22 protein-coding genes are annotated in these 19,283 nt (G+C 70.2%); 13 read left to right on the top strand and 9 right to left on the bottom strand.

The genetic code is table 11. The features are described from left to right. Both fdhD and PQV94_RS13395 read left to right on the top strand, forming a co-directional pair. Positions 1–864: a formate dehydrogenase accessory sulfurtransferase FdhD gene (gene fdhD / locus PQV94_RS13400; RefSeq protein ID WP_274286292.1), complete on the top strand. Its 864-nt coding sequence runs from the start codon at positions 1–3 to the stop codon at positions 862–864. Between the two features lie 38 nt (positions 865–902). Continuing rightward, the gene (locus PQV94_RS13395; protein WP_274286291.1) at positions 903–2,300 is read left to right on the top strand and encodes an L-serine ammonia-lyase; all 1,398 of its coding nucleotides are present in this window, start codon (positions 903–905) and stop codon (positions 2,298–2,300) included. An 8-nt stretch (positions 2,301–2,308) separates the two neighbouring features. Here PQV94_RS13395 and PQV94_RS13390 read toward each other — a convergent pair whose 3' ends face one another. Next, the gene (locus PQV94_RS13390) at positions 2,309–2,743 is read right to left on the bottom strand and encodes a MarR family winged helix-turn-helix transcriptional regulator (protein WP_274286290.1); all 435 of its coding nucleotides are present in this window, start codon (positions 2,741–2,743) and stop codon (positions 2,309–2,311) included. Between the two features lie 39 nt (positions 2,744–2,782). On the opposite strand from PQV94_RS13390, the gene PQV94_RS13385 reads away from it, so the two are divergent. Together PQV94_RS13385 and PQV94_RS13380 are read left to right on the top strand one after the other, a co-directional pair. Continuing rightward, positions 2,783–4,600 carry a DUF2207 domain-containing protein gene (locus PQV94_RS13385; RefSeq protein ID WP_274286289.1) on the top strand — a complete coding sequence of 606 codons (1,818 nt, stop codon included), beginning with the start codon at positions 2,783–2,785 and terminating at the stop codon, positions 4,598–4,600. 71 nt (positions 4,601–4,671) lie between these two features. After that, the gene (locus PQV94_RS13380; RefSeq protein WP_274286288.1) at positions 4,672–5,958 is read left to right on the top strand and encodes an MFS transporter; all 1,287 of its coding nucleotides are present in this window, start codon (positions 4,672–4,674) and stop codon (positions 5,956–5,958) included. On the opposite strand, the gene PQV94_RS13375 is transcribed toward PQV94_RS13380, so the two are convergent. Continuing rightward, the gene (locus PQV94_RS13375; RefSeq protein WP_274286287.1) at positions 5,955–6,992 is read right to left on the bottom strand and encodes an alpha/beta hydrolase; all 1,038 of its coding nucleotides are present in this window, start codon (positions 6,990–6,992) and stop codon (positions 5,955–5,957) included. The genes PQV94_RS13380 and PQV94_RS13375 overlap by 4 nt on opposite strands. Before the next feature lie 109 nt (positions 6,993–7,101). Between PQV94_RS13375 and PQV94_RS13370 the strand changes: the two genes are divergently transcribed. Then, entirely contained in the window at positions 7,102–8,223 is a 1,122-nt protein-coding gene (locus tag PQV94_RS13370) for an AraC family transcriptional regulator (protein WP_274286286.1), read from the top strand. On the opposite strand, the gene PQV94_RS13365 is transcribed toward PQV94_RS13370, so the two are convergent. Then, positions 8,107–8,721: a GNAT family N-acetyltransferase gene (locus tag PQV94_RS13365; protein WP_274286285.1), complete on the bottom strand. Its 615-nt coding sequence runs from the start codon at positions 8,719–8,721 to the stop codon at positions 8,107–8,109. The genes PQV94_RS13370 and PQV94_RS13365 overlap by 117 nt on opposite strands. 72 nt (positions 8,722–8,793) lie before the next feature. Here PQV94_RS13365 and PQV94_RS13360 point away from each other — a divergent pair, with 72 nt between their 5' ends. The 4 genes from PQV94_RS13360 to PQV94_RS13345 all read left to right on the top strand — a co-directional run bounded on the left by PQV94_RS13360 (position 8,794) and on the right by PQV94_RS13345 (position 11,023). Then, the gene (locus PQV94_RS13360) at positions 8,794–9,408 is read left to right on the top strand and encodes a TetR/AcrR family transcriptional regulator (protein ID WP_274286284.1); all 615 of its coding nucleotides are present in this window, start codon (positions 8,794–8,796) and stop codon (positions 9,406–9,408) included. Positions 9,409–9,734: 326 nt separating this feature from the next. Next, positions 9,735–9,884: a hypothetical protein gene (locus PQV94_RS13355; protein WP_274286283.1), complete on the top strand. Its 150-nt coding sequence runs from the start codon at positions 9,735–9,737 to the stop codon at positions 9,882–9,884. Positions 9,885–9,893: 9 nt separating this feature from the next. Beyond that, positions 9,894–10,355, top strand: a complete 462-nt coding sequence (locus tag PQV94_RS13350; RefSeq protein WP_274286282.1) for a nucleotidyltransferase domain-containing protein — start codon at positions 9,894–9,896, stop codon at positions 10,353–10,355. Positions 10,356–10,390: 35 nt separating this feature from the next. Continuing rightward, on the top strand, positions 10,391–11,023 hold the full coding sequence (locus PQV94_RS13345; RefSeq protein WP_274286281.1) for a LysE family translocator: 633 nt from the start codon (positions 10,391–10,393) through the stop codon (positions 11,021–11,023). 7 nt (positions 11,024–11,030) lie between these two features. On the opposite strand, the gene PQV94_RS13340 is transcribed toward PQV94_RS13345, so the two are convergent. From PQV94_RS13340 to PQV94_RS13330, 3 genes are read right to left on the bottom strand one after another with little or no spacing between them, the layout of a single operon-like run. Beyond that, the gene (locus tag PQV94_RS13340) at positions 11,031–11,681 is read right to left on the bottom strand and encodes a cation transporter (protein ID WP_274286280.1); all 651 of its coding nucleotides are present in this window, start codon (positions 11,679–11,681) and stop codon (positions 11,031–11,033) included. Further along, on the bottom strand, positions 11,678–12,022 hold the full coding sequence (locus tag PQV94_RS13335; protein WP_243233705.1) for an ArsR/SmtB family transcription factor: 345 nt from the start codon (positions 12,020–12,022) through the stop codon (positions 11,678–11,680). The genes PQV94_RS13340 and PQV94_RS13335 overlap by 4 nt, the downstream gene beginning before the upstream one ends. 51 nt (positions 12,023–12,073) lie before the next feature. Next, positions 12,074–12,892 carry an alpha/beta fold hydrolase gene (locus PQV94_RS13330; protein WP_274286279.1) on the bottom strand — a complete coding sequence of 273 codons (819 nt, stop codon included), beginning with the start codon at positions 12,890–12,892 and terminating at the stop codon, positions 12,074–12,076. A gap of 133 nt (positions 12,893–13,025) precedes the next feature. On the opposite strand from PQV94_RS13330, the gene pgl reads away from it, so the two are divergent. After that, positions 13,026–13,754, top strand: coding sequence for a 6-phosphogluconolactonase (gene pgl, locus PQV94_RS13325; protein ID WP_274286278.1), 729 nt, complete (start codon positions 13,026–13,028; stop codon positions 13,752–13,754). Positions 13,755–13,785: 31 nt separating this feature from the next. After that, a complete protein-coding gene (locus PQV94_RS13320; RefSeq protein ID WP_274286277.1) occupies positions 13,786–15,501 on the top strand; it encodes a long-chain-fatty-acid--CoA ligase in 1,716 nt (571 codons plus the stop codon). 1 nt (position 15,502) lies between these two features. Here the strand turns inward: PQV94_RS13320 and PQV94_RS13315 are convergent, their stop codons facing one another. Further along, positions 15,503–16,477, bottom strand: a complete 975-nt coding sequence (locus PQV94_RS13315) for a hypothetical protein (RefSeq protein ID WP_274286276.1) — start codon at positions 16,475–16,477, stop codon at positions 15,503–15,505. A gap of 159 nt (positions 16,478–16,636) precedes the next feature. Between PQV94_RS13315 and PQV94_RS13310 the strand changes: the two genes are divergently transcribed. Continuing rightward, positions 16,637–17,074 (top strand): Hsp20/alpha crystallin family protein, encoded by a 438-nt coding sequence (locus PQV94_RS13310; RefSeq protein ID WP_274286275.1) that lies wholly within the window; start codon positions 16,637–16,639, stop codon positions 17,072–17,074. 208 nt (positions 17,075–17,282) lie between these two features. On the opposite strand, the gene PQV94_RS13305 is transcribed toward PQV94_RS13310, so the two are convergent. Further along, positions 17,283–17,591: a hypothetical protein gene (locus PQV94_RS13305; protein WP_274286274.1), complete on the bottom strand. Its 309-nt coding sequence runs from the start codon at positions 17,589–17,591 to the stop codon at positions 17,283–17,285. Positions 17,592–17,613: 22 nt separating this feature from the next. Then, positions 17,614–18,474 carry a helix-turn-helix domain-containing protein gene (locus tag PQV94_RS13300; RefSeq protein WP_274286273.1) on the bottom strand — a complete coding sequence of 287 codons (861 nt, stop codon included), beginning with the start codon at positions 18,472–18,474 and terminating at the stop codon, positions 17,614–17,616. Between PQV94_RS13300 and PQV94_RS13295 the strand changes: the two genes are divergently transcribed. Then, positions 18,473–19,267, top strand: a complete 795-nt coding sequence (locus tag PQV94_RS13295; protein WP_274286272.1) for a class I SAM-dependent methyltransferase — start codon at positions 18,473–18,475, stop codon at positions 19,265–19,267. The genes PQV94_RS13300 and PQV94_RS13295 overlap by 2 nt on opposite strands. The last annotated feature ends 16 nt before the right edge of the window (positions 19,268–19,283 follow it).

Genomic DNA, 19,283 nt, shown 5'->3' with positions numbered 1-19,283 from the left:
ATGGGACGACTCACCGAGCGCACACCGGTCACGCGCATCGCGTTCACGGACGACGGCGTCGCGACGCGGCGTCGCGCCGACACGGTGGTCGTGGAGGAGCCGCTGGAAGTGCGCGTGGGAGGCGAGCCACTCGTCGTCACGATGCGCACGCCCGGTCACGATCTCGAGCTGGCCGCCGGTTTCCTCACGGGCGAGGGCATCATCGCCGCCGGCTCCGACGTCCGCAGCGCGATCCACTGCGGGGGCCCGGGGAGCACGCCCGCCGGCGCGCCACAGAGCGAGAACACCTACAACGTGCTCGACATGGCACTTGCGCCCGGGCTCGAGATCCCTGTCAGGGATGCGGCCCGCACCTTTTACACGACCAGCTCCTGCGGCGTGTGCGGGGCCGCATCCATCGAGCAGATCACGAAGGTCTCGCGATTCGATCTGGCGACCGACGAGAGCCGCGCTCCGGCGCGGTGGCTCGCCTCGCTGCCGGACGCGCTGCGGCGCGGGCAGGCGCTCTTCGACAAGACGGGTGGACTGCACGCGGCGGCGCTCTTCGATATCGCAACAGGAGAGCTGCTGGCGCTGCGCGAGGATGTCGGGCGCCACAACGCGGTCGACAAGGTGATCGGCTGGGCACTGCTCGCCGACCGGCTGCCGCTCGGCGGCACGGTGCTGCAGGTGTCGGGGCGTGCGAGCTTCGAGCTCGTGCAGAAGGCGATCATGGCGGGCATCCCCGTGCTGTCCGCGGTCTCGGCGCCGTCCTCGCTCGCTGTGGAGCTGGCGTCGTCGATGCACCTCACGCTCGTGGGGTTCTCGCGCGGCACGTCGCTGAACGTCTACACGCACCCCGAGCGGGTCGCCGTCGAAGAGTGACGCCGCCGTATCCGGCGACCCGAGCGTAGGCTGGCGGGGTGAGCGCATACGTCTCGGCGTTCGAGTTGTTCTCCATCGGTGTCGGACCCTCGAGCTCCCACACTGTCGGACCGATGCGTGCCGCCGGTGTCTTCGCCTCCCGGCTCGCGGATGCGGGGCTGCTGGAGCGCGTGCACCGCGTGCAATGCGAGCTGTTCGGCTCACTGGGTGCCACGGGCATCGGGCACGGCACGCCCGACGCGATCGTGGCGGGGCTGGCGGGGCATCGCCCCGACACGGTGGACCCGGAGCTCGTACGCGGCGCCTGGTCCGCGATCGGTGACGACCAGGCGCTCACGCTGGCAGGCGTTCATCCCATCCGCTTCCAGGCGACGGACATCGTGCTCTTGCCCCGTGTGCGTCGTCCCGAGCATCCGAACGCCCTCACGCTGACGGCGTGGGATGCGGCGGGGGAGATCGTCGCGAGTGAGACCTACTTCTCGGTCGGCGGCGGCTTCATCCGCCGCGACGGCGAGGTCGCTCCGGCATCCGCGGCCGTGCCCTACCCGTACGCCAGCGCCGCCCAGCTCCTTGCGATCTGCGCCGAGACCGGGCTCTCCATCGCCGAGATCGCCCGTCGAAACGAAGAGGCGTGGCGCAGCGAGGACGACGTGCGCACCGGACTCGACGCGATCTGGGCCGCGATGAGCGCCTGCATCGCGGCAGGCCTCGCCCACGACGGAGCGCTCCCCGGACAGCTCGGTGTGAAGCGTCGCGCCGGTTCGCTGCGTGCGCAGCTCGAGAGCGCTCAGGCGGTCGGTCACCGCGAGCTTCCCGGCGAGTGGCTCGGAGCCTTCGCGCTCGCCGTCAACGAGGAGAACGCGGCGGGCGGGCGCGTGGTGACGGCGCCCACCAACGGTGCCGCCGGGATCCTCCCCGCCGTCGCCATGTACTGGTGGCGCTTCCTCGCGGATGCGGGTGTCGGCCTCGACCGGGCGATCGCCGACGACGAGCGACCCCGCGGCATCCGACGTTTTCTGCTGACGGCGACCGCGCTCGGATCCTTGTTCAAGGCCAACGCCTCCATCTCAGGGGCCGAGGGCGGATGCCAGGCAGAGGTGGGCTCGGCCTGCGCGATGGCGGCGGGAGGACTCACGGCTGTCATGGGTGGCACCCCCGCGCAGATCGAGAACGCGGCGGAGATCGCGATGGAACACCATCTCGGTCTCACCTGCGACCCCGTCGGTGGGCTCGTGCAGATTCCGTGCATCGAACGCAACGCGATCGCCGCAGCCACCGCGGTCACCGCGGCGCGACTCGCCCTGCGCGGCGACGGTTCGCACTACGTCTCGCTCGACACGGTCGTCGAGACGATGCGTCAGACGGGCATCGACATGTCGACCAAGTACAAGGAGACGAGCGAGGGCGGTCTCGCTGTCAACGTCATCGAGTGCTGACCGGGCGCTCAGTCCCGACGTGGCCGGAGCTTCTGCGTGAGCTCCAGCAGGGTGCGCAGCTCGTCGTCGTCGAGACTCGACATGTGCTCGGCGATCGAACGGCTGTGCACCGCCGCGATCGAGCGGAACAGACGTGCCCCCGTGTCGGTGGCGCGGACGATGGCGCCGCGGCCGTCGTCGGGGTCCGTGCACTTGGAGAGCAGCCCGCGCGCGACCATCCGGTCGACCAGGCGCGAGACGCTGGGCTGGCTGATGAGCATGTTGCGGGTCACATCCCGCAACCGCGCTGACATGTCGGGCGCGCGCGTGACCGTCAGGAGCACGTCGTACTCGCCCTGCTGCAGGCCGCTCTGCTCGAAGTCCGCACCCACCTCCGCGAAGATCTCGTGCTGGGCCCGGAACAGGCTCTCCCAGGCATCGATGGCCAGACGGCGGTCGCTCATGCCCGATAGCGTACGCTGTGCCCGGCATAGGCTGGTGCCATGATCGCCGGAGCAATCACGCGCGCCATCGCCGTCGCATCCGCTCTCGCTCTCGCTCTCGCCGTGGCGGGTTTCGCCGCCGCCCCCGAGGTTCCCGCGCCGCCGAAACCGGCCGCGCTCGTCTCCGCCGGAGTCGACGACTTCACATTCCGCAGCCTCGACGTCGACTACACCCTGACCCGCGCGGACGACGGCACCTCTCGCCTCCACGTCGTCGAGCGCTTCGTGGCCGAGTTCCCCGAGATCGACCAGAACCACGGCATGCGCCGCACGATCCCCGACACCTACAACGGGCAGCCGCTGCGCCCCGAACTCGTCTCCGTCACAGACGAGACGGGCGCTCCGCGAGACGCCGAGGTCGACAGCGACGACGGGACGTGGAGCGTGACGTCGCGCGTGGACGGTTTCGTGCACGGCACACAGACGTACGTCTTCACGTATGACCTGAGCAACGTCACCTGGTACTTCCCGAAAACGGGGACCGAGGAGTTCTACTGGGACGTCAACGGCGTCGACTGGGCGCAGAGCTTCGGCTCCGTCTCCGCCACGCTCCACGTCGATCCGGCGCTCGCCGACTCGCTCACCGGCCAGGCCGCCTGCTACGTCGGTGCCCAGGGCGATACGACGACGTGCCCGATCACTCTCGACACGGACGCGGCGGCCGCATCCGTGTCGGTCGCGAACGTCGCACCCCGCCAGACGGTCACGCTGTCGGTGGGATTCGCGCCGGGGACCTTCGCGATGTTCGACAGCAGCTACTTCGCCTCGGGGTGGGGCTGGGCCCAGAGCGGATCGTTCCTGGCTCTGCTCGGGGCGTTCGCGTGGGCGATCGTCGTCTGGCGCCGGGTGCTGCGCGACTCTCCCGGGCGCGGCGTCGTCGTCGCCGAGTACGAGCCTCCCGCAGACGTCACGCCCCTGACCGCGGCAGTGCTGTTGTCGAAGCCCTCGAAGGCCGCGCCCGCGGCGCTGCTGGAACTCGCGGTGCGGGGCGCGATCCGTATCGAGGAGGTCGGGGGCTCCCGGACGCGCCCGAAACTGCGGGCCGTGCTGGTGGATCCTTCGCTCGCCGGGGCGGACGGCCGCGAGTTCATCGACGCGCTGTTCGACGAGAACGCTCAGCCCGGTGCCGAGTTCGCGTTCGGGGAGCGCAACACCGCGTTTGCGCAGACCTCGGAGAACATGCGCACGTGGGCGGCCGTCGAGCTGGATGAACGGGGCATGTATCGCACCGTGCCGCGGGGGCGCCGACGGCCCGTGGTGTGGGCGCTGCTGCTCACGACGGCGGCGACGATCGTCACGGGGGCGCTCGCGCTGTCCGCGCAGGTCGACCCGGCCCCTCCCGTGCTCATGTTCATCGTCGCGGCTCTGATCGGTGCCATCGGCTTCCTCCTGTTGGCACACCGTCCCGTGAGCCCCAAGGGCGCCGAGACTCGGGAGCAGCTCGCAGGGCTCCGACTCTTCATCAGCTGGGCGGAGGCCGACCGCATCCGCATGCTGCAGTCGCCGCGGACGGCCGAGCGTCTCCCGGTCGACACGACGGATGCGGCGGCGGTCCTCGCGATATACGAACCGCTGCTGCCCTACGCGGTGGTGTTCGGCTTGGAGAAGCAGTGGGCGGCCGAACTGGCCGTCTACTACGAGAGCGTCGGCGCGCCGCTCTGGTACGCCGGTGCGACCGCGTTCAACGTGGGCGCCTTCACGAGCGGCGTCAGTTCGCTCTCGGCAGCAGCCACCTCGAGCTCGAGCAGCTCCGGCGGGTCGACCGGCGGCGGCTCCGCCGGTGGTGGCGGTGGTGGCGGCGGCGGAGGCGGCGTCTGAGCGCTCGATAGAATGGGGTCGATGTCTTTCGCTCGCGGAGTGCGCCCCTTCCCGGCTGCCCCGCACCCGAAATGACCGACTACGGAGCCTCGACCGGCACGATCCGCGTTCCGGGTCCTGCCCGCGGGGCCCTGCCCTGGATCATCTGGATCGCCGGCGCGTTCACCTACCTCGTCGCGATCGTGGGTCGCAGCTCGCTCGCGGGTCTCGGCACCGACATGGCGGTGCGTTTCGATGCCGGCTCCAGCACTCTCGCCCTGTTCACCACGCTCCAGCTGATGGTCTACGGGGTCATGCAGATCCCGGCGGGTCTGCTGCTGGATCGCTGGGGCGCGCGCGTCATCGGGACGGTCGGGATGCTGACGATGGCCGGCGGCTCGCTGTGGCTGGCGTTCGCCCCCGACGTGCCCTCGGCGATCCTGGCGCGCCTTCTGACCGGGGCCGGCGACGCGCTCATCTTCCCCAGTGTGTTGCGCCTGATCGCACTGTGGCTCCCCGCCAAGCGGGTGCCGGTGCTGCAGCAGATCACGGCGCAGTTCGGTCAGCTCGGCCAGGTGCTCAGCGTGGTGCTCCTCACCTCCCTCGCGCACGGCATCGGCTGGGAGAGTGCCTTCGCGGCCGTCGCCGGGGTCTTCGTCGTCTTCGCCGTCCTCGATGCGCTGATCATCCGCGAGCGCGGTCGGCCGGTCGCCGCCGAGGGGAGGCCGCGCCCGCGCCAGCTCGCTCTCGTCGCCGCCGCGCTGCGCGAGCCCGGCACGCGCCTCGGGTTCTGGATCCACTTCGTGACGCCCTTCGCCGGCACGGCGTTCGCGCTGCTGTGGGGCATCCCGTTCCTCATGGCGGGAGAGGGGCTCTCGCGTGATGCGGCCGCGGGACTGGTGACCGTGTTCGTGCTCAGCGGTGCGGTGTTCGCCCCGCTGATGGGCATGCTCTCGGCCGCACATCCGGGCCGCCGCCCGCTCATCGCACTGGGCTCGGTCGCCGCGCAGGCAGTGGCTCTGGCCGCCGTGCTCATCACCCCGGGCGAGGCGCCGCTGTGGCTGCTCGTCGTGTGGGTCGTGACCCTCTCCAGCGGCGGGGCCGCATCCATGATCGCGTTCGACGTGGTGCGCAGGGACAACCCGCTCTCGCGGCTGTCGACCGCCACCGGGGTCGTCAACATGGGCGGCTTCATCGCCGCGCTCGTGCTCGTCTACGTGATCGGCGTGGTGCTGGACCTGCAGGGCGCCGACCCCGCCGCGTACACGCGGGACCAGCTGCGGTTGGCGATGAGCGCGGCGTTCGCGCTCTGGATGGTGGGCGCGATCGGGGTCCTCGTTGAGTCCCGCGCGCGTCGGCGCGCCCACGGCACGTACTAGCGCGTCAGGCGCGCCGTGCGCATCCCCGCGACCAGCGCGTCGACGGCCTCAGCCAGGGCCGCGCTGCTCGTGCGTCCGACGCCGGTGGCGTTGACGAACGCATGGATGTGGCCGGGCACGACCTGCAGCGTGGTGGGCACTCCCGCCTCGCGCAGACGCCGGGCGTACGCGATGCCCTCGTCGCGCAGCACGTCGAACCCCGAGACGGCGACGTGCGCGGGTGGCTGTTCACGGAGATCCCCGAGCAGCGGTGAGGCGCGGGGATCTGTGCGGTCGGCTTCTCGAGGCAGGTAATGGTCGATGTACCAGTCCATCTGTCGTTCGGTGAGGAAGTAGCCCTCGCCGAAGAGGGCGTAGGACGGGTGCTTCGTGCTCGTATCGGTGACGGGGAAGAAGAGCAGCTGGAAATCCGGTGGGGCATCGGGCGTCAGCTGGCAGACGACCGCACTCAGGTTGCCGCCGGCGCTGTCGCCCGCAACGGCGACCGTGGTGCCCCAATCCGGGTGGTCGCGGACCCAGCGGTAGGCGTCGACCGCGTCGTCGACGCCGGCAGGGAACGGATGCTCGGGAGCCAGTCGGTAGTCGACCGAGACGACGCGCAGGTCGGTGTGGGCGGCGATGAACCGGCACACCGAGTCGCACGAGGTGAGAGAGCCGACCACCCACCCGCCGCCGTGGAAGTAGACGACCGTGCCGCTGGGCACACCCTCCGTCGAGCCCTGGTAGACGCGTGCGCCGACGTCTCCGGCGCGCGTCGGAATGCGGATGTCCTCGACGAGGGCGACGGGATCGCTCCGACCGAAGATTCGCGCCTCCGCATCCACCTGCGCACGCGCCTGGGGAAGTGGCAGCTCTTCGAATGCGGCACCGGGCAGTGCGTTGAGCAGTCGGAGCGCCATCTGGACTTCCGTGAGGAGCCGCTGACCGTCGATCTCGATCGGCCGGCCGGCGATCAGGCGTTGGAGCGGCGCGGGCAGAGCGCCGAGGGAGCGGATGACGGTGCGCGTCAGGCGTTCCTGTGCGGTGGGGCTCACGGCGTCCTCCTCGCGGCTGGGTTGCGCTACACGCTAGGGCGCGGACCCCGCCGGGTGCGGGCGTGGACGGCCGTTCTCGCGGACGGGAACGGTCAGGAAGAATGGCCACATGAGCGCCACCCGGACGGCCACCGTCGGCCCTCACCTGCTCCGACATCTCGTGAGCCTCGCCGACGAGCGCGGCGTGAGCGTCGACGATGCCCTTCGTCGCGCGGGCGTGGACCGCGAATCTCTCGACGCGGACAGCACACGGGTGTCGCTGTCGCAGATGCGACTGGTCGTGGCGGCGGCGGGCACCGCGCTCGAGGACCCGGCGCTCGGACTCGAACTCGGACGACGACAGCCTGTCACCGTCCTCGGAACGCTGGGTCTGGCGATGCTCTCTGCCGCCCGCATCCGCGACGCGATCGAGGTCGCCGTACGGTTCCAGCTGCTGGCCGGGTCGCCGGTGCGGTGGCGTCTCGAACAGCACGAGCGCTCGCTCGCGGTCGTCGCGGAGACGTACCCCGGCGACGCGGCCGTGGATCGGGTGCTGATCGACGCCGCATTCGCGCACTTCACGCGCATGATCCATGACGTGTCGGCCGGCACCGCGCGTCCGGAGAGGGTTGATCTCGCGCGGGCGCGTCCCACGGATGCGACCGTCTACGAGCGCGGCTTGGGTGCGCCGGTGCGGTTCGCAGCCGCACACGATGCCTGGTGGATCGGTTCCCGGGCCACCGAACTGGCGAATCCGTATGCGGACCCATGGACGTTCGCCGCGACCCGCGCAGTGCTCGAGGCGGAGGCCGCATCCGTGGTGGATCGTCGAGAGCTGGTCGCGCGCATCTCCGCCCGCATCGCGGCCGAGCTGCCGGAGGTGCTTCCGCTCACAGCGCACGCGCGTGCCGCGGCCATGAGCGAGCGCACGCTCCGCCGGCGCCTCGCCGACGCCGGTACCTCGTACGGCGCACTCATCGACGAACAGCGACGCCGGGTGACGGAGCGGCTGCTCGCCGCATCCGCTCTGACGTTGGACGAGGTCGCCGCAGCGACCGGCTTCGCGGATGCGCGGTCGCTCCGGCGCGCGACCCGGCGATGGGTGGGGATGTCGCCGACCGAGTGGCGTCGCGTCTCAGCCGGCCGGGCGGCGCAGCATCGCGACGGGCTGAGCTCCGGGCAGGCCCGTGATGGGAGCGAGCTCCTCGAAACCGAGCCGCCGATAGAGGCGCCGATTGTCGGGAGTCGATGACTCGAGGTACGCGTTCTGGCGCATCGCGTCGAGTGCGCGCAGATGCGTGGCCAGCAGCGTCGCCCCGACGCCTTTCCCACGGGCGCGGGCGCTGACACCGATCTCGGCCAGATACCAGTGCGGGGCCTTCGGTCGGTACTGCTCCATCCGGTTGAGCAGTCCGAATGCGCGGGCGAGCCGCATCCATCCGATCGAGCGGACGAACAGGGGGAGTCGCTGCGCGAGACGTCCGAACGCTCCGCGGCGTGCTTCGGGGCCTTCCCACGCGGCGACTCCCAGCAGCTCGCCGTCGCCATCTCGGGCGAGGTCGACGGTGCCTGTCGCGTACGGACCGGCGCTCAGCGTGCCCTCGAACAGATCCGTCAGCCGTTCCCGACGGCGGTCGCGCTGCGGCACGATGACCCCGAGAACCGGGTCGTGTTCGAAGGCCTCGGCGAGGATCGCGGCCGCGGGGCGCAGTTCCTCGGCGCGGGCGGGAGCGACGGTGATGTTCGACATGGCGACTCCAATTGGTCCGAGTGGATAAAACTAGTATGGAGGCAGGTGTGAACCATCGGCTCGGAGGATGCTGTGAAGGATGAACCGCAGTCGCGGCCCTACCTGGGTGTGACCGAGCGCAGGCAGCAGCTCCTGGATGCTGCCGTCGAGGTCATGGTCGCGGAGGGGGCAGCCGCTCTCTCGCTGCGCTCGGTCGCGCAGCGCGCCGGTGTCGCCCATCGCGTGGTCAACTACGCCTTCGGGTCGAAGGCGTCTCTCGTGGCCGCATTGCTCCAGCGGGAGTCGGAGCGTCTCGCGGCTCGTGTGTGGGCGGATCCGTTGCCGGTCGACACGCTCGAGGTGGCGGTGGCTGCGGCGCTGGGCTCGTTCCTGGCGGAGGTGCGCTCCGACCCGCGCAGGTACGAGCGCCTGGCTGAACTGACCGCTCTCGCCCGGGCGTCCGATGCCCTGGTGGATGCGGCTCGCGCGGAGTCCGAGGCGTACCGGCGGATGATCGCGGAGCGGCTCGAGCTCTGGTGCGCGCAGCGAAGCGTCAGCCTGGCGTCGCCGCAGGTGGTGGTCTCGGCGATCCACGCGGCAGCGGACGGGCTCGCGGAGTGGTGGCTCACGACGCGGGATGATGCTCAGGTCGAAGCGGTCATCGCGGTGCTCGCGGGCGGCTTCGCCCGCGTCGCCGCGACGCAGTAAGGGCCGGTCGGAGAGGCTTCCGACCGGCCCTTGTCCCTTTGCACCAAGAGTGTCCTGCAATCACATGTCGGTAGCTGCCACAGCAAAACAACTACCGTGCGAGCACTCTATAACGGTGAGATAACGGAGGGGAAGAGGTTCCCGTTACCTTTTCGTGATTCTTTTCTCATGCATAGCTCGAGCCCAGGTTCGCGGGTCTTCCGCCCGGGCGGTGAAGGCCGAGTTGTGCACCATGTGCGGGCTGCGCAACCCCCCTGCGCATGTCGCTACGGGGGAGTGAACTGAAGGCGTCCCGAATCCGAACGCAACGAACGAGGGAGATCGCGATGAGCAACGCCGAGAACACCGGACACGACGAACACGACGAGAAGAAGTCCCAGGACTCCGCCGCATCGGGGGGATCCGAGTCGCAGGAAGAGGGCGAAGCGGCGATGGACGCGGCCGAGGATGCGGTCGTCGACCACGGTCGTGACTGACCTGATCCCATGCCGGTGCGGTTGAAGGGCCGGCGTCGCGCGGCGGCGTCGGCCGCACAACGCGTCGTGGTCTGGGCTCGTGCCGATCCTGGCGTTCACGCGGTGATTCAGGTGGGCTCGTATGCGCGCGGCACCGAGACGATGGCGAGCGACCTCGACCTCGTCGTGATCGTCGACGATCCCCTCGTTGCCGCGGAGAGCGCCGACGCGCGTGGGCTGTTTCCGCGGGCGCGTGTGATCGCCCGACGGCGATGGGGTCCGGTTCACGAGGTGCGGCTGCGGACATCATCCGGGCTGCTGGTGGAGCTGGACTTCACGCCGGAGTCCTGGCTTGAGCTGCCGCTCGACGCTGGCACGGCGCGGGTTCTCGGCGACGGTCACCTCGTCCTCTACGACGGGGGCGTCGCGAGTCCGATGCTGCGGGTGGTTGAACGCCACCCGCGGGCGCGCCCCCACGGTCAGAGCCACTGACGCCGCCCGAAACAACCGACCGCTAGAGTTCGGCCATGATCCCGTTCGAGAACCTCCTCGCCTTCGTCGTGACGTCGGTGGTGATCATCGTGATCCCGGGCCCGAGCGTGCTGTTCGTGATCGGGCGATCGATCGCGCTCGGGCGTCGCGCGGGTGTTCTCAGCGTGGTCGGCAACGCCCTCGGCACGGTGCCCGCGGTCGTGGCGGTCGCCTTCGGTGTCGGAGCGATCGTCGCCTCATCCGTCGTGGCATTCACGATCATCAAGATCGCCGGAGCGGGGTACCTCGTGTGGCTCGGCATTCAGGCGATCCGTCACCGCCGAGCCCGCGTGGACGGCGTCGACCGCGCCCCGGTTTCCACCTTCACGCTGCTGCGCCAGGGCTTCATCGTGGGGTTGACGAACCCCAAGACGATCGCGTTCTTCGTCGCGGTCCTCCCGCAATTCGTCGACCCGGCTTCCGGGGCGGTGTGGATGCAGCTGCTGCTGCTGGGGCTGATCTTCCAGACGCTCGCCCTGGTGTGCGACAGCGTGTGGGCGCTCGCCGCGGGCACGGCGCGCGCCTGGTTCGCCCGTTCGCCGCGCCGCATCTCCACTCTCTCCGGAGCCGGGGGCGTCATGATGATCGGCCTCGGCGGGGTGCTCGCGGTCAGCGGCTCGAAGAGCTGACCGCCCCTCAGGGCTCGTTCTCGAGCACCATCCCGACCGAGGTTGCGCAGGCATCGCCTCGCCACGCCTCGACACCCTCTCGAAGCGCGAACGCGGCGATCACGAGACCGGCGACCGCGTCGGCCCACCACCATCCGAATGCGCTGTTGAGCACGAGTCCGAGCAGGACGGCTGCCGAGAGATAGGTGCACAGAAGCGTCTGGGCGGCGTCTGCGACAGCCGTGGCGGAGCCGGCTTCGCGGCCCGCGCGTCGCTCGGCGAGCGAGAGGAACGGCATGATCACCACGCTCAGAGCCGTGAGGATGATGCCGATGAGGGAGTGCTCCGCTTCGACGCGCGTCGTCAGCGCCCACGCCGACGACGCGACGACGTACATCGCGAGCGCGAAGAACGCGACGGCGATCACGCGAAGCGTGCCGCGCTCCCAGCGCTCGGGGTCGCGGCGGGTGAACTGCCACGCGACCGCCGCCGCGGAGAGCACCTCGATCGTCGAGTCCAGGCCGAACGCCACGAGAGCTGCGGAGGATGCGGCGGCGCCGGCCGCGAGAGCGACGGTCGCTTCGACCACGTTGTAGGCGATCGTCGCGGTCACGATCCAGCGGATGCGGCGCTGCAGCACGCGCAGGCGCCCCGTGCTCGGAGTCGCGGGTGTGCTCATGCGCACCGACAGGTCTCGCCGGCGCAGCAGCCCGGTTCGACATAGAGGACGACCTTCAGCAGCTCGTCCAGGGCGGGAGCGAGGTGGCTGTCGGCGAGGCGGTACCAGGTGCGACGCCCTTCAGGGATCGCTTCGACCAGGCCGCATCCGCGCAGGCACGCGAGCTGGTTCGACATGACCTGGCGCGAGACTCCGAGGGCGTCGGCGAGGTCGGACGGGTACGCCGGGGCCTCGCGGAGGGCCAGGAGGACACCTGCGCGGGTCGGGTCCGAGAGGGCGTGTCCGAGTCGCGCCAGAGCCGCGGTGTGCGTCGCGGTGGCGCGGTTGAGCACGGTGGTCATGTGTTGGATAGTACACGGAATCATGAACTATCGGGGATGACTTCGACGTGATCAGCCCCCTGTGTTGAGCCACTCATCGAGGATGCGGCGGAACTCCGCCGGCTTCTCCACCCACGGGTAGTGGCCGCAATCGCTGATCATGGCGAGGCGGGCACCCAGCGTCGCGGCATACTCCGCAACGGGTCGCCGGCCCGTGAGCAGGTCGACGTCTCCGCCGACGACGAGCGTGGGTGGCAGAGATGCGGTGCGGATGAGCTCGACGGCATCGGCGGGGATGTCTTGGAACCAGGCCTCCGCCGCTGCCAGACTCATCCGCCCGATGCTCGCGTGCGCCTCCTCGGTCGCCGTCCATCGTGCGTAGGTGGCGGGCGCCTGCCGGTGGAACACCTCCTCGAACGCTTCCTGGGTCTCGGGCTCGTCGTTCAGGATCGACGCGTACCCCGCGATGCCCTCGGCGTCCTCTCGGAGCGCGACAAGGTCGTCGCCGTCGTACGCGGTGCCGGTCAGCCAGGTCGCGGGAGGTGTCACCAGCGCGAGGGAACGGACGCGGTCGGGGAACCGGGTCGCGACCGCGAGCGCGAGGCGCGTGCCCGCCGAGTGGCCGACGATGTCGACCACGTCGAGGCCGAGCGCGTCGATCGCCGCTACGACGTCCTCGGCGTCCGTCCACCAGCCTCGGGAGAGGCCACCCGATGCGGGCGTGCCGCGCGGGTGGAGGACGACGAGGGGATGGAGGTCGCCGATGCCGGCGAAGTCGGTGAGGTACTCGGGTGGTCGGCACGGTCCGCCGGGGATGACCAGGGCCGGGCGGCCCTCCGCCGAACCGAGCGGGGTGAGGGCGACGGGCAGGGAGCCGAGATGGAGTTCCACGGGGCCAGTTTCCCAGCTGCCATGCACCTGATCGCATACGACCTGGGGTTGAATCGAGGAGGGCGAGGCTGCTCGCCGCGACTGCCGGCGCCACCCGCTCATCCGACCTCATCCGAGACGAGAGAAGTTCAGCGTGACCTACGGTTCGATCACCACCCTCCCGCAGGCTGCGGACGTTGCCGCCGAGGCGGCCCGTGACGCGGTCCGTACGCTCGGCGCCGCGATCGACGCGCACGGCAGCGCCGTGTGGGTGCTCGCCGGAGGCAGCTCGCCCATGGCGGCCTACGCGATCCTCGCGGCCCAGGATGCGGACGCGATCGATTGGTCGAAGGTCACGGTTCTGATCGGCGACGAGCGCTCGGTGCCCATCAGCGACCCGCAGTCGAACTGGGGGACGATCGCCCCCGCGCTCCTCGAGAAGCCCGGCTTCGACACCATGGTGCAGCTGCGTCCGGATACCGAGGTCGACGAGGACGAATCAGCGCGCCGGTACGCCGCGGCGATCGCGGCGCTGCCGAAGACGGATGAGGGTGCTCCCCGCCTGGACCTGGTCTGGCTCGGCGTCGGAGAAGACGGTCACACCCTGTCGCTCTTCCCCGGCCACCCCGACTTCCGCCCGGTCGACGAACTCGTGATCCCCGTCCACAACTCTCCCAAGCCGCCGCCCACGCGCATCACGCTCACGCTGAAAGCCCTCGACGGCGCACAGCGCGTGGTCGTCTTCGCCACTGGCGCCGGCAAGAAGGATGCGCTGGCAGAAGCGCTCGCGGAGGGGAAGCTGCCGATCGCGGTCGTCGCAGCCCACGTCACCGCCGCCGGCGGATCGGTGCAGTGGCTGTTCGACGAGGCAGCGGCCGGCTGAGCCGCCCGTCTCGCCCACGAGGAGGATCGTGATGACCACGGACGCGACGACCGCCGGCTCGCCGCTCGAGGCCCGCCCCTGGATCGCTTCCTACGCCGACGGCGTGCCGGCGGAGATCGAACCCGTCACCGAGACGCTCGTCGACCTTCTCGACGCGTCCGTCGCGCGCTACGGCGAACGGGTCGCGCTGGAGTTCTACGGTGCCGAGACGACATACGCCGAGTTGGGGGAGCAGGTCTCACGCGCTGCCAACGCGCTGCGCAAGCTGGGTGTGCAGGCCGGAGACCGGGTCGCGCTCATCCTGCCGAACTGTCCGCAGCACGTGGTCGCGTTCTACGCGGCGCTGCGCATCGGGGCGATCGTCGTGGAGCACAACCCGCTCTACACTCCGCGTGAGCTGCGCCACCAGTTCGAGGTGCACGGCGCGGTGGTCGCCATCGTCTGGGACAAGGTCGCGGACACCGTCGCCGAGTTCCCCGAGGATGTCGCGCCCTCGGCCATCGTCTCCGTGCGTGTGCCGGACGCACTTCCCCTCGGCAAGCGTCTGGCACTGCGGCTCCCGGTGGCCAAAGCTCGCGAGACGCGCGAGGCCATGACCACCCGCCCGCGTGCCCGCGGCCTGCTCGAGTGGTCCGATTTCGTGCGCGTGCGCAAGCTCCCGCGCAAGTGGCCGAAGCCGCGTCTGGACGACACCGCACTGCTGCAGCTGACCAGCGGCACGACGGGCATGCCCAAGGCCGCGATCCTCTCGCACCGCAACCTTCGCTCCAACGCTGCGCAGGGGCGCGCGTGGGTTCCAGGGCTCACGGAAGGCGGCGAGGTGTTCTACGCCGTGCTGCCGCTGTTCCACGCGTACGGGCTCACCCTCTGCCTCACGTTCGCGATCTCGCTGGGTGCGCGCGTCGTGCTCTTCCCGAAGTTCGACGTGGATGCGGTCATCGCCGCATCCGCGAAATCGAAGCCCACGTTCCTGCCCGCCGTGCCGCCGATCTACGACGCCCTCTCGCGGGCGAGTACCCGCAAGGGCGTCGATCTCTCCAGCATCCGCTTCGCCATCTCCGGGGCGACGAGCCTCCCGGTGCCGACGGTGACGCGCTGGGAGGAGGCGACGGGCGGGCTTCTCGTGGAGGGGTACGGCATGACCGAGACCTCGCCGGTCGCGCTCGGCAACCCGATCGGGCCCTCGCGGCGCCCCGGCACCGTGGGCGTCCCGTTCCCGAGCACCGAGATCCGGGTCGTCGATCCCGACGATCCGCGCGTCGACCGGGCCGCCGGAGAGGCGGGCGAGCTGCTCATCCGCGGCCCGCAGGTGTTCCAGGGCTACTGGCAGCAGCCGGACGAGACCGCGGCCGTGCTCCTTCCCGGAGGCTGGCTGCGCACCGGCGACATCGTGACGGTGAGCGAGGACGGCTTCGTCACGGTGATCGACCGCGTGAAAGAACTGATCATCACCGGAGGCTTCAACGTCAGCCCGACCGAGGTCGAACAGGTGCTCCTGCTGCATCCGGATGTGGCCGAAGCGGCCGTTGTCGGCATCCCCCGTCCCTCCGGCGGTGAGGATGTGGTGGCCGCGATCGTCGTCCGAGAAGGGGCGGTCTTCGACGCGGCCGCGCTGCGGGACTTCGCGCGCACGCACGTGACGACGTACAAGGTGCCCAAGCGGATCGTCCAGGTGGAGGACCTGCCGCGCTCGCAGATCGGCAAGGTGCTGCGCCGCGTCGTCCGCGAGCGCCTCTCGGCCCGCTGAGTCAGACGCGCGAGAGGGTCACGAGGCCGCGCCGCGAGGCGGTCTGCTTCAGCCCTTCGGTCTCGGCGAGACGCAGCGTTCGCGCCGGCAGCGGAGGAAGCTCGGATGCGATGCCCTTGGCCTGCTTCGCGATGCCCACCAGCAGAGCCAGATCGACCCCCGGCGCCGTGACCTCGAGCCGCGCGTAGTCGCTACCGATGCCCCATCGCAGCCGCTCGATCTGGCTCAGCCGGAGCGCGTGCGTCGTCTCGCCGGCGGTGATCCACATCCGGTCCCGCGAGACCCGCACGCTCGCGTCGACCGAACGTCGGCGCAAGAGCGCGGTGACGACGAGATAGGCCGGGAATGCGAAGAGCACCCCGAGCGCGAGGATCAGCAGGCGGGGGCCGAGCCGCTCGACGATGTCGCCGAAGACGATCAGTGCCGTCGTGACGATCGCTCCCGTCGCGAGGATGGTGGCGACCATCCACGCGGTGAGTTCCCGCATCCGCATCGGGATCGCACGGAAACGGACGATGACCGCGTCGCCGTCGTTCTCCCACGCCAGGGGAACCCGCGGCTGTGCGCGGGTCTTTCTCGATACCAGGGAGGTGACGCGGCTGATGAGCGTGATCCAGACCCAGCCGGCCGCCGGCGGCAGAGCGAAGAGGACGCCTGTGTAGACCGCGCGCGGTGCGCCCGGCGCCAGCATCGGCGGCACGAGTTCGATGGCCGCGAACATGGCCGGCGCGAGGGCAACGGCCATCACGAGATGCGCGATGGCGCCGGCGGGGTGCGGCATGCGCACCGTGAGGCTCACGAACCAGATCCCGCACAGCGCACCCGCGATGATCGACATCAGATACGAGAAGAACCCGCCGTCGGTGAGGTATCCGGGCAGCGCCGCCAGCGTGCAGGCGGCCGCCCAGATCAGTGGATTCAGGGCGATCGTCCGCAGCAGAGGCGGCTTCTTCGCCGTCTCGGCGGGGCGGTTCACCCGCCGATTCTATGAGCTGGCCGACGCGCGCTCAGAGGGGTCTGTGAGAACTAGCACTCCCGGTATGAGAGTGCTAATCTGTGATTGTTGAGTCAAGGGGGCTCAACTTAGGGACTACGGGTCGGATCCGCATCCGATCCCGCTCGAGAGGAGACGACTATGGCTGCATACGACTCGCTCCGTGACCTGGAGCGCATGGCGAACACGTTCTTCGACACCGCACGGCGCGGCCCCCGGCAGATGCCGATGGACCTCTACCGCGACGGCGACCACTACGTCCTCACCGCCGACCTGCCAGGCATCGACCCGGGCTCGGTCGATGTCGACATCGACGGTCAGCTGCTGACCATCCGTGCCGAGCGCACGCTCTCGGCCGGCGACGGGGTCACCTGGATCACGCGCGAGCGGACCTCGGGCACCTTCCTGCGTCAGCTGAGCCTCGGGCAGGGGCTCGACACCGAGAAGATCTCGGCGAGCTACCGCAACGGCGTGCTGAGCGTCACGATCCCCGTCAGCGAGAAGGCCAAGCCGCGCAAGGTCGAGATCACCACGGGTGACGACGCCCCCGCGCTGCAGGTCTCGGAGTCGCAGAACTGACGCACCGCGAACGGCAGTAAGGGCCGGTCGGAGAGGCTTCCGACCGGCCCTTGTCCCTTTGCACCAAGAGTGTCCTGCAATCACATGTCGGTAGCTGCCACAGCAAAACAACTACCGTGCGAGCACTCTATAACGGTGAGATAACGGAGGGGAAGAGGTTCCCGTTACCTTTTCGTGATTCTTTGCTGACGCATAGCCGACGGTCGGGTTAGCGGTCGTGGACGGGCGTGATCAGCACCCCGCCGAAACGCGCCTCGGAGTACTCCCACTCGCGTCCGTCGACCCACACCCGCGCCGAGGCGCAGGGAAGGGACTCGTGCTCGCCGTCCGGCCAGTGCAGCACGAACCCGCCGCCGAAGGACGCGTTCGATCCGGTGACGCGGGCGCCGTCCGCATCCACAGCGCGCGATTCGCATTCGTCGCAGAGATACTCGGGGTATCGGTCGGACTGCGCGACCTGGGCGCCGCAGTCCGGGCAGGGCTGCGTGCCGCGGGCGCCGGGGAGGAACGCACTCATGGGACGAGTGTAGGTCGGGTGCTCACGCCGCCGGCGGGAGCCAGATCGTCAGGCGCACGGAGTCGTCCGGCAGGTGGAGGATCTCGTAGCTCCGCTCGGTGACGACACCGTCGAGTCCGCGGATGCGGGTGGTCGCTCCCCGGCGCCGCTCGACGATATGCCCGCTCCACCACGCCGCGAACTGCGAGCTCTGGGCCCCGAGTTCGCGCACGAGATCGCTCAGCCGAGGATCGTCGAGGCGGTCGACGTTCGCCGCACGGAGGTGCGCGACGGCGCCGCGGGCGAGCTCTTCCCAGTCGAGGAACGTCTCGCGGGCGCGCGGGTCGGTCAGCAGGTACCGGCACGTGTTGCGCTGCTCCGGCGGTAGCTCGGCGAGTCCGGCGTACAGCGACATGCCTTCCTCGTTCGCCGCGACGATCGTGCTGAGTCTGTCGAGCACGTACGCAGGCTGCGGGCGCACCGCCGCGACGAGAGCCGACATCCGTGGGACGAGATCGGTGTCGGAGGTCGGCTCCGTCGGCGCCGCGTCCGCATCGCGAAGTCGCAGGAGATGCCGCGCTGCATCCGGTGAGAGCTCGAGCGCGTGGGCGAGAGCGGCGATCACGGCATCGCTCGGGCGGGACTCCCGCCCCTGCTCGAGACGGACGTAGTAGTCGACGCTGATCCCGGCGCGGATCGCGACCTCTTCACGGCGCAGACCCGGAGTCCGCCTGGCGCCGGGGGAGTCGTGTTCGGGTGCGAGCGCCCTGTCCTGACGGCGAGCGCGGAGGAAGTCGCCGAGTTCGTTCGTGATGGCCGGCTCCTCTCGGCAGGGTGGGTGGATCGCTCCTATGAACAGTACGGTCTTCCGCCGGGGCGGCCCGAAGCCGGAATGTGGAGGCATGTCCACCTACACCCACGGTCACCACGAATCCGTCCTGCGATCGCACCGCTGGCGCACCGCCGAGAACTCCGCCGCCTACCTCATGCCCTTCCTCGGGCCCGACGACCGACTGTTGGATGTGGGGGCCGGCCCGGGCACGATCACGGTCGATCTCGCGGAACGCGTGGCTCACGTCACCGCCACCGAGATCGGAGAGGACGAGGCGGCTTTGACGCGCGCGACCGTGGACGAGCGCGGAGTGTCGAACGTCGACGTGAGGATCGCCGACGTGCACGCCCTGCCGTTCGACGACGACTCGTTCGACGTGACGCACGCCCATCAGGTGCTCCAGCACATCGCTGATCCGGTACAGGCCCTGCGTGAACTCGCGCGCGTGACCCGACCCGGCGGGATCATCGCGGTGCGCGACGCCGACTTCGCCGGGTTCGCGTGGTGGCCGCAGCTGCCTGAGCTAGACCGCTGGTTGGAGCTGTATCAGGCGGCGGCACGCGCCAACGGCGGTGAACCGGATGCCGGCCGACGCCTCCTCTCCTGGGCGCGGAAGGCGGGGCTCACTGACATCAGCGCGTCGTCGAGCACGTGGTGCTATGCGAGCGCGGACGAGCGGATGTGGTGGGGCAATCTCTGGGCGGACCGCATCCGTCAGTCCGCTCTCGCACGCCAGCTGGAGGCGAGGCCGGACACCGATGCCGAAGAGCTCGATCGGATCGCCGTGGCGTGGCGGGAGTGGGCGCGCGCGGAGGACGGGTGGTTCTCTCTGCTGCACGGCGAGATCATCTGCCGCGTGTCCTGACGGGGCCCGACCGGGT

This window comes from Microbacterium sp. Clip185 (assembly GCF_028743715.1).
Taxonomy (GTDB): domain Bacteria; phylum Actinomycetota; class Actinomycetes; order Actinomycetales; family Microbacteriaceae; genus Microbacterium.
The sequence above is the reverse complement of the archived record's forward strand: the minus strand, read 5'-3'. Positions and strand labels throughout refer to the sequence as shown.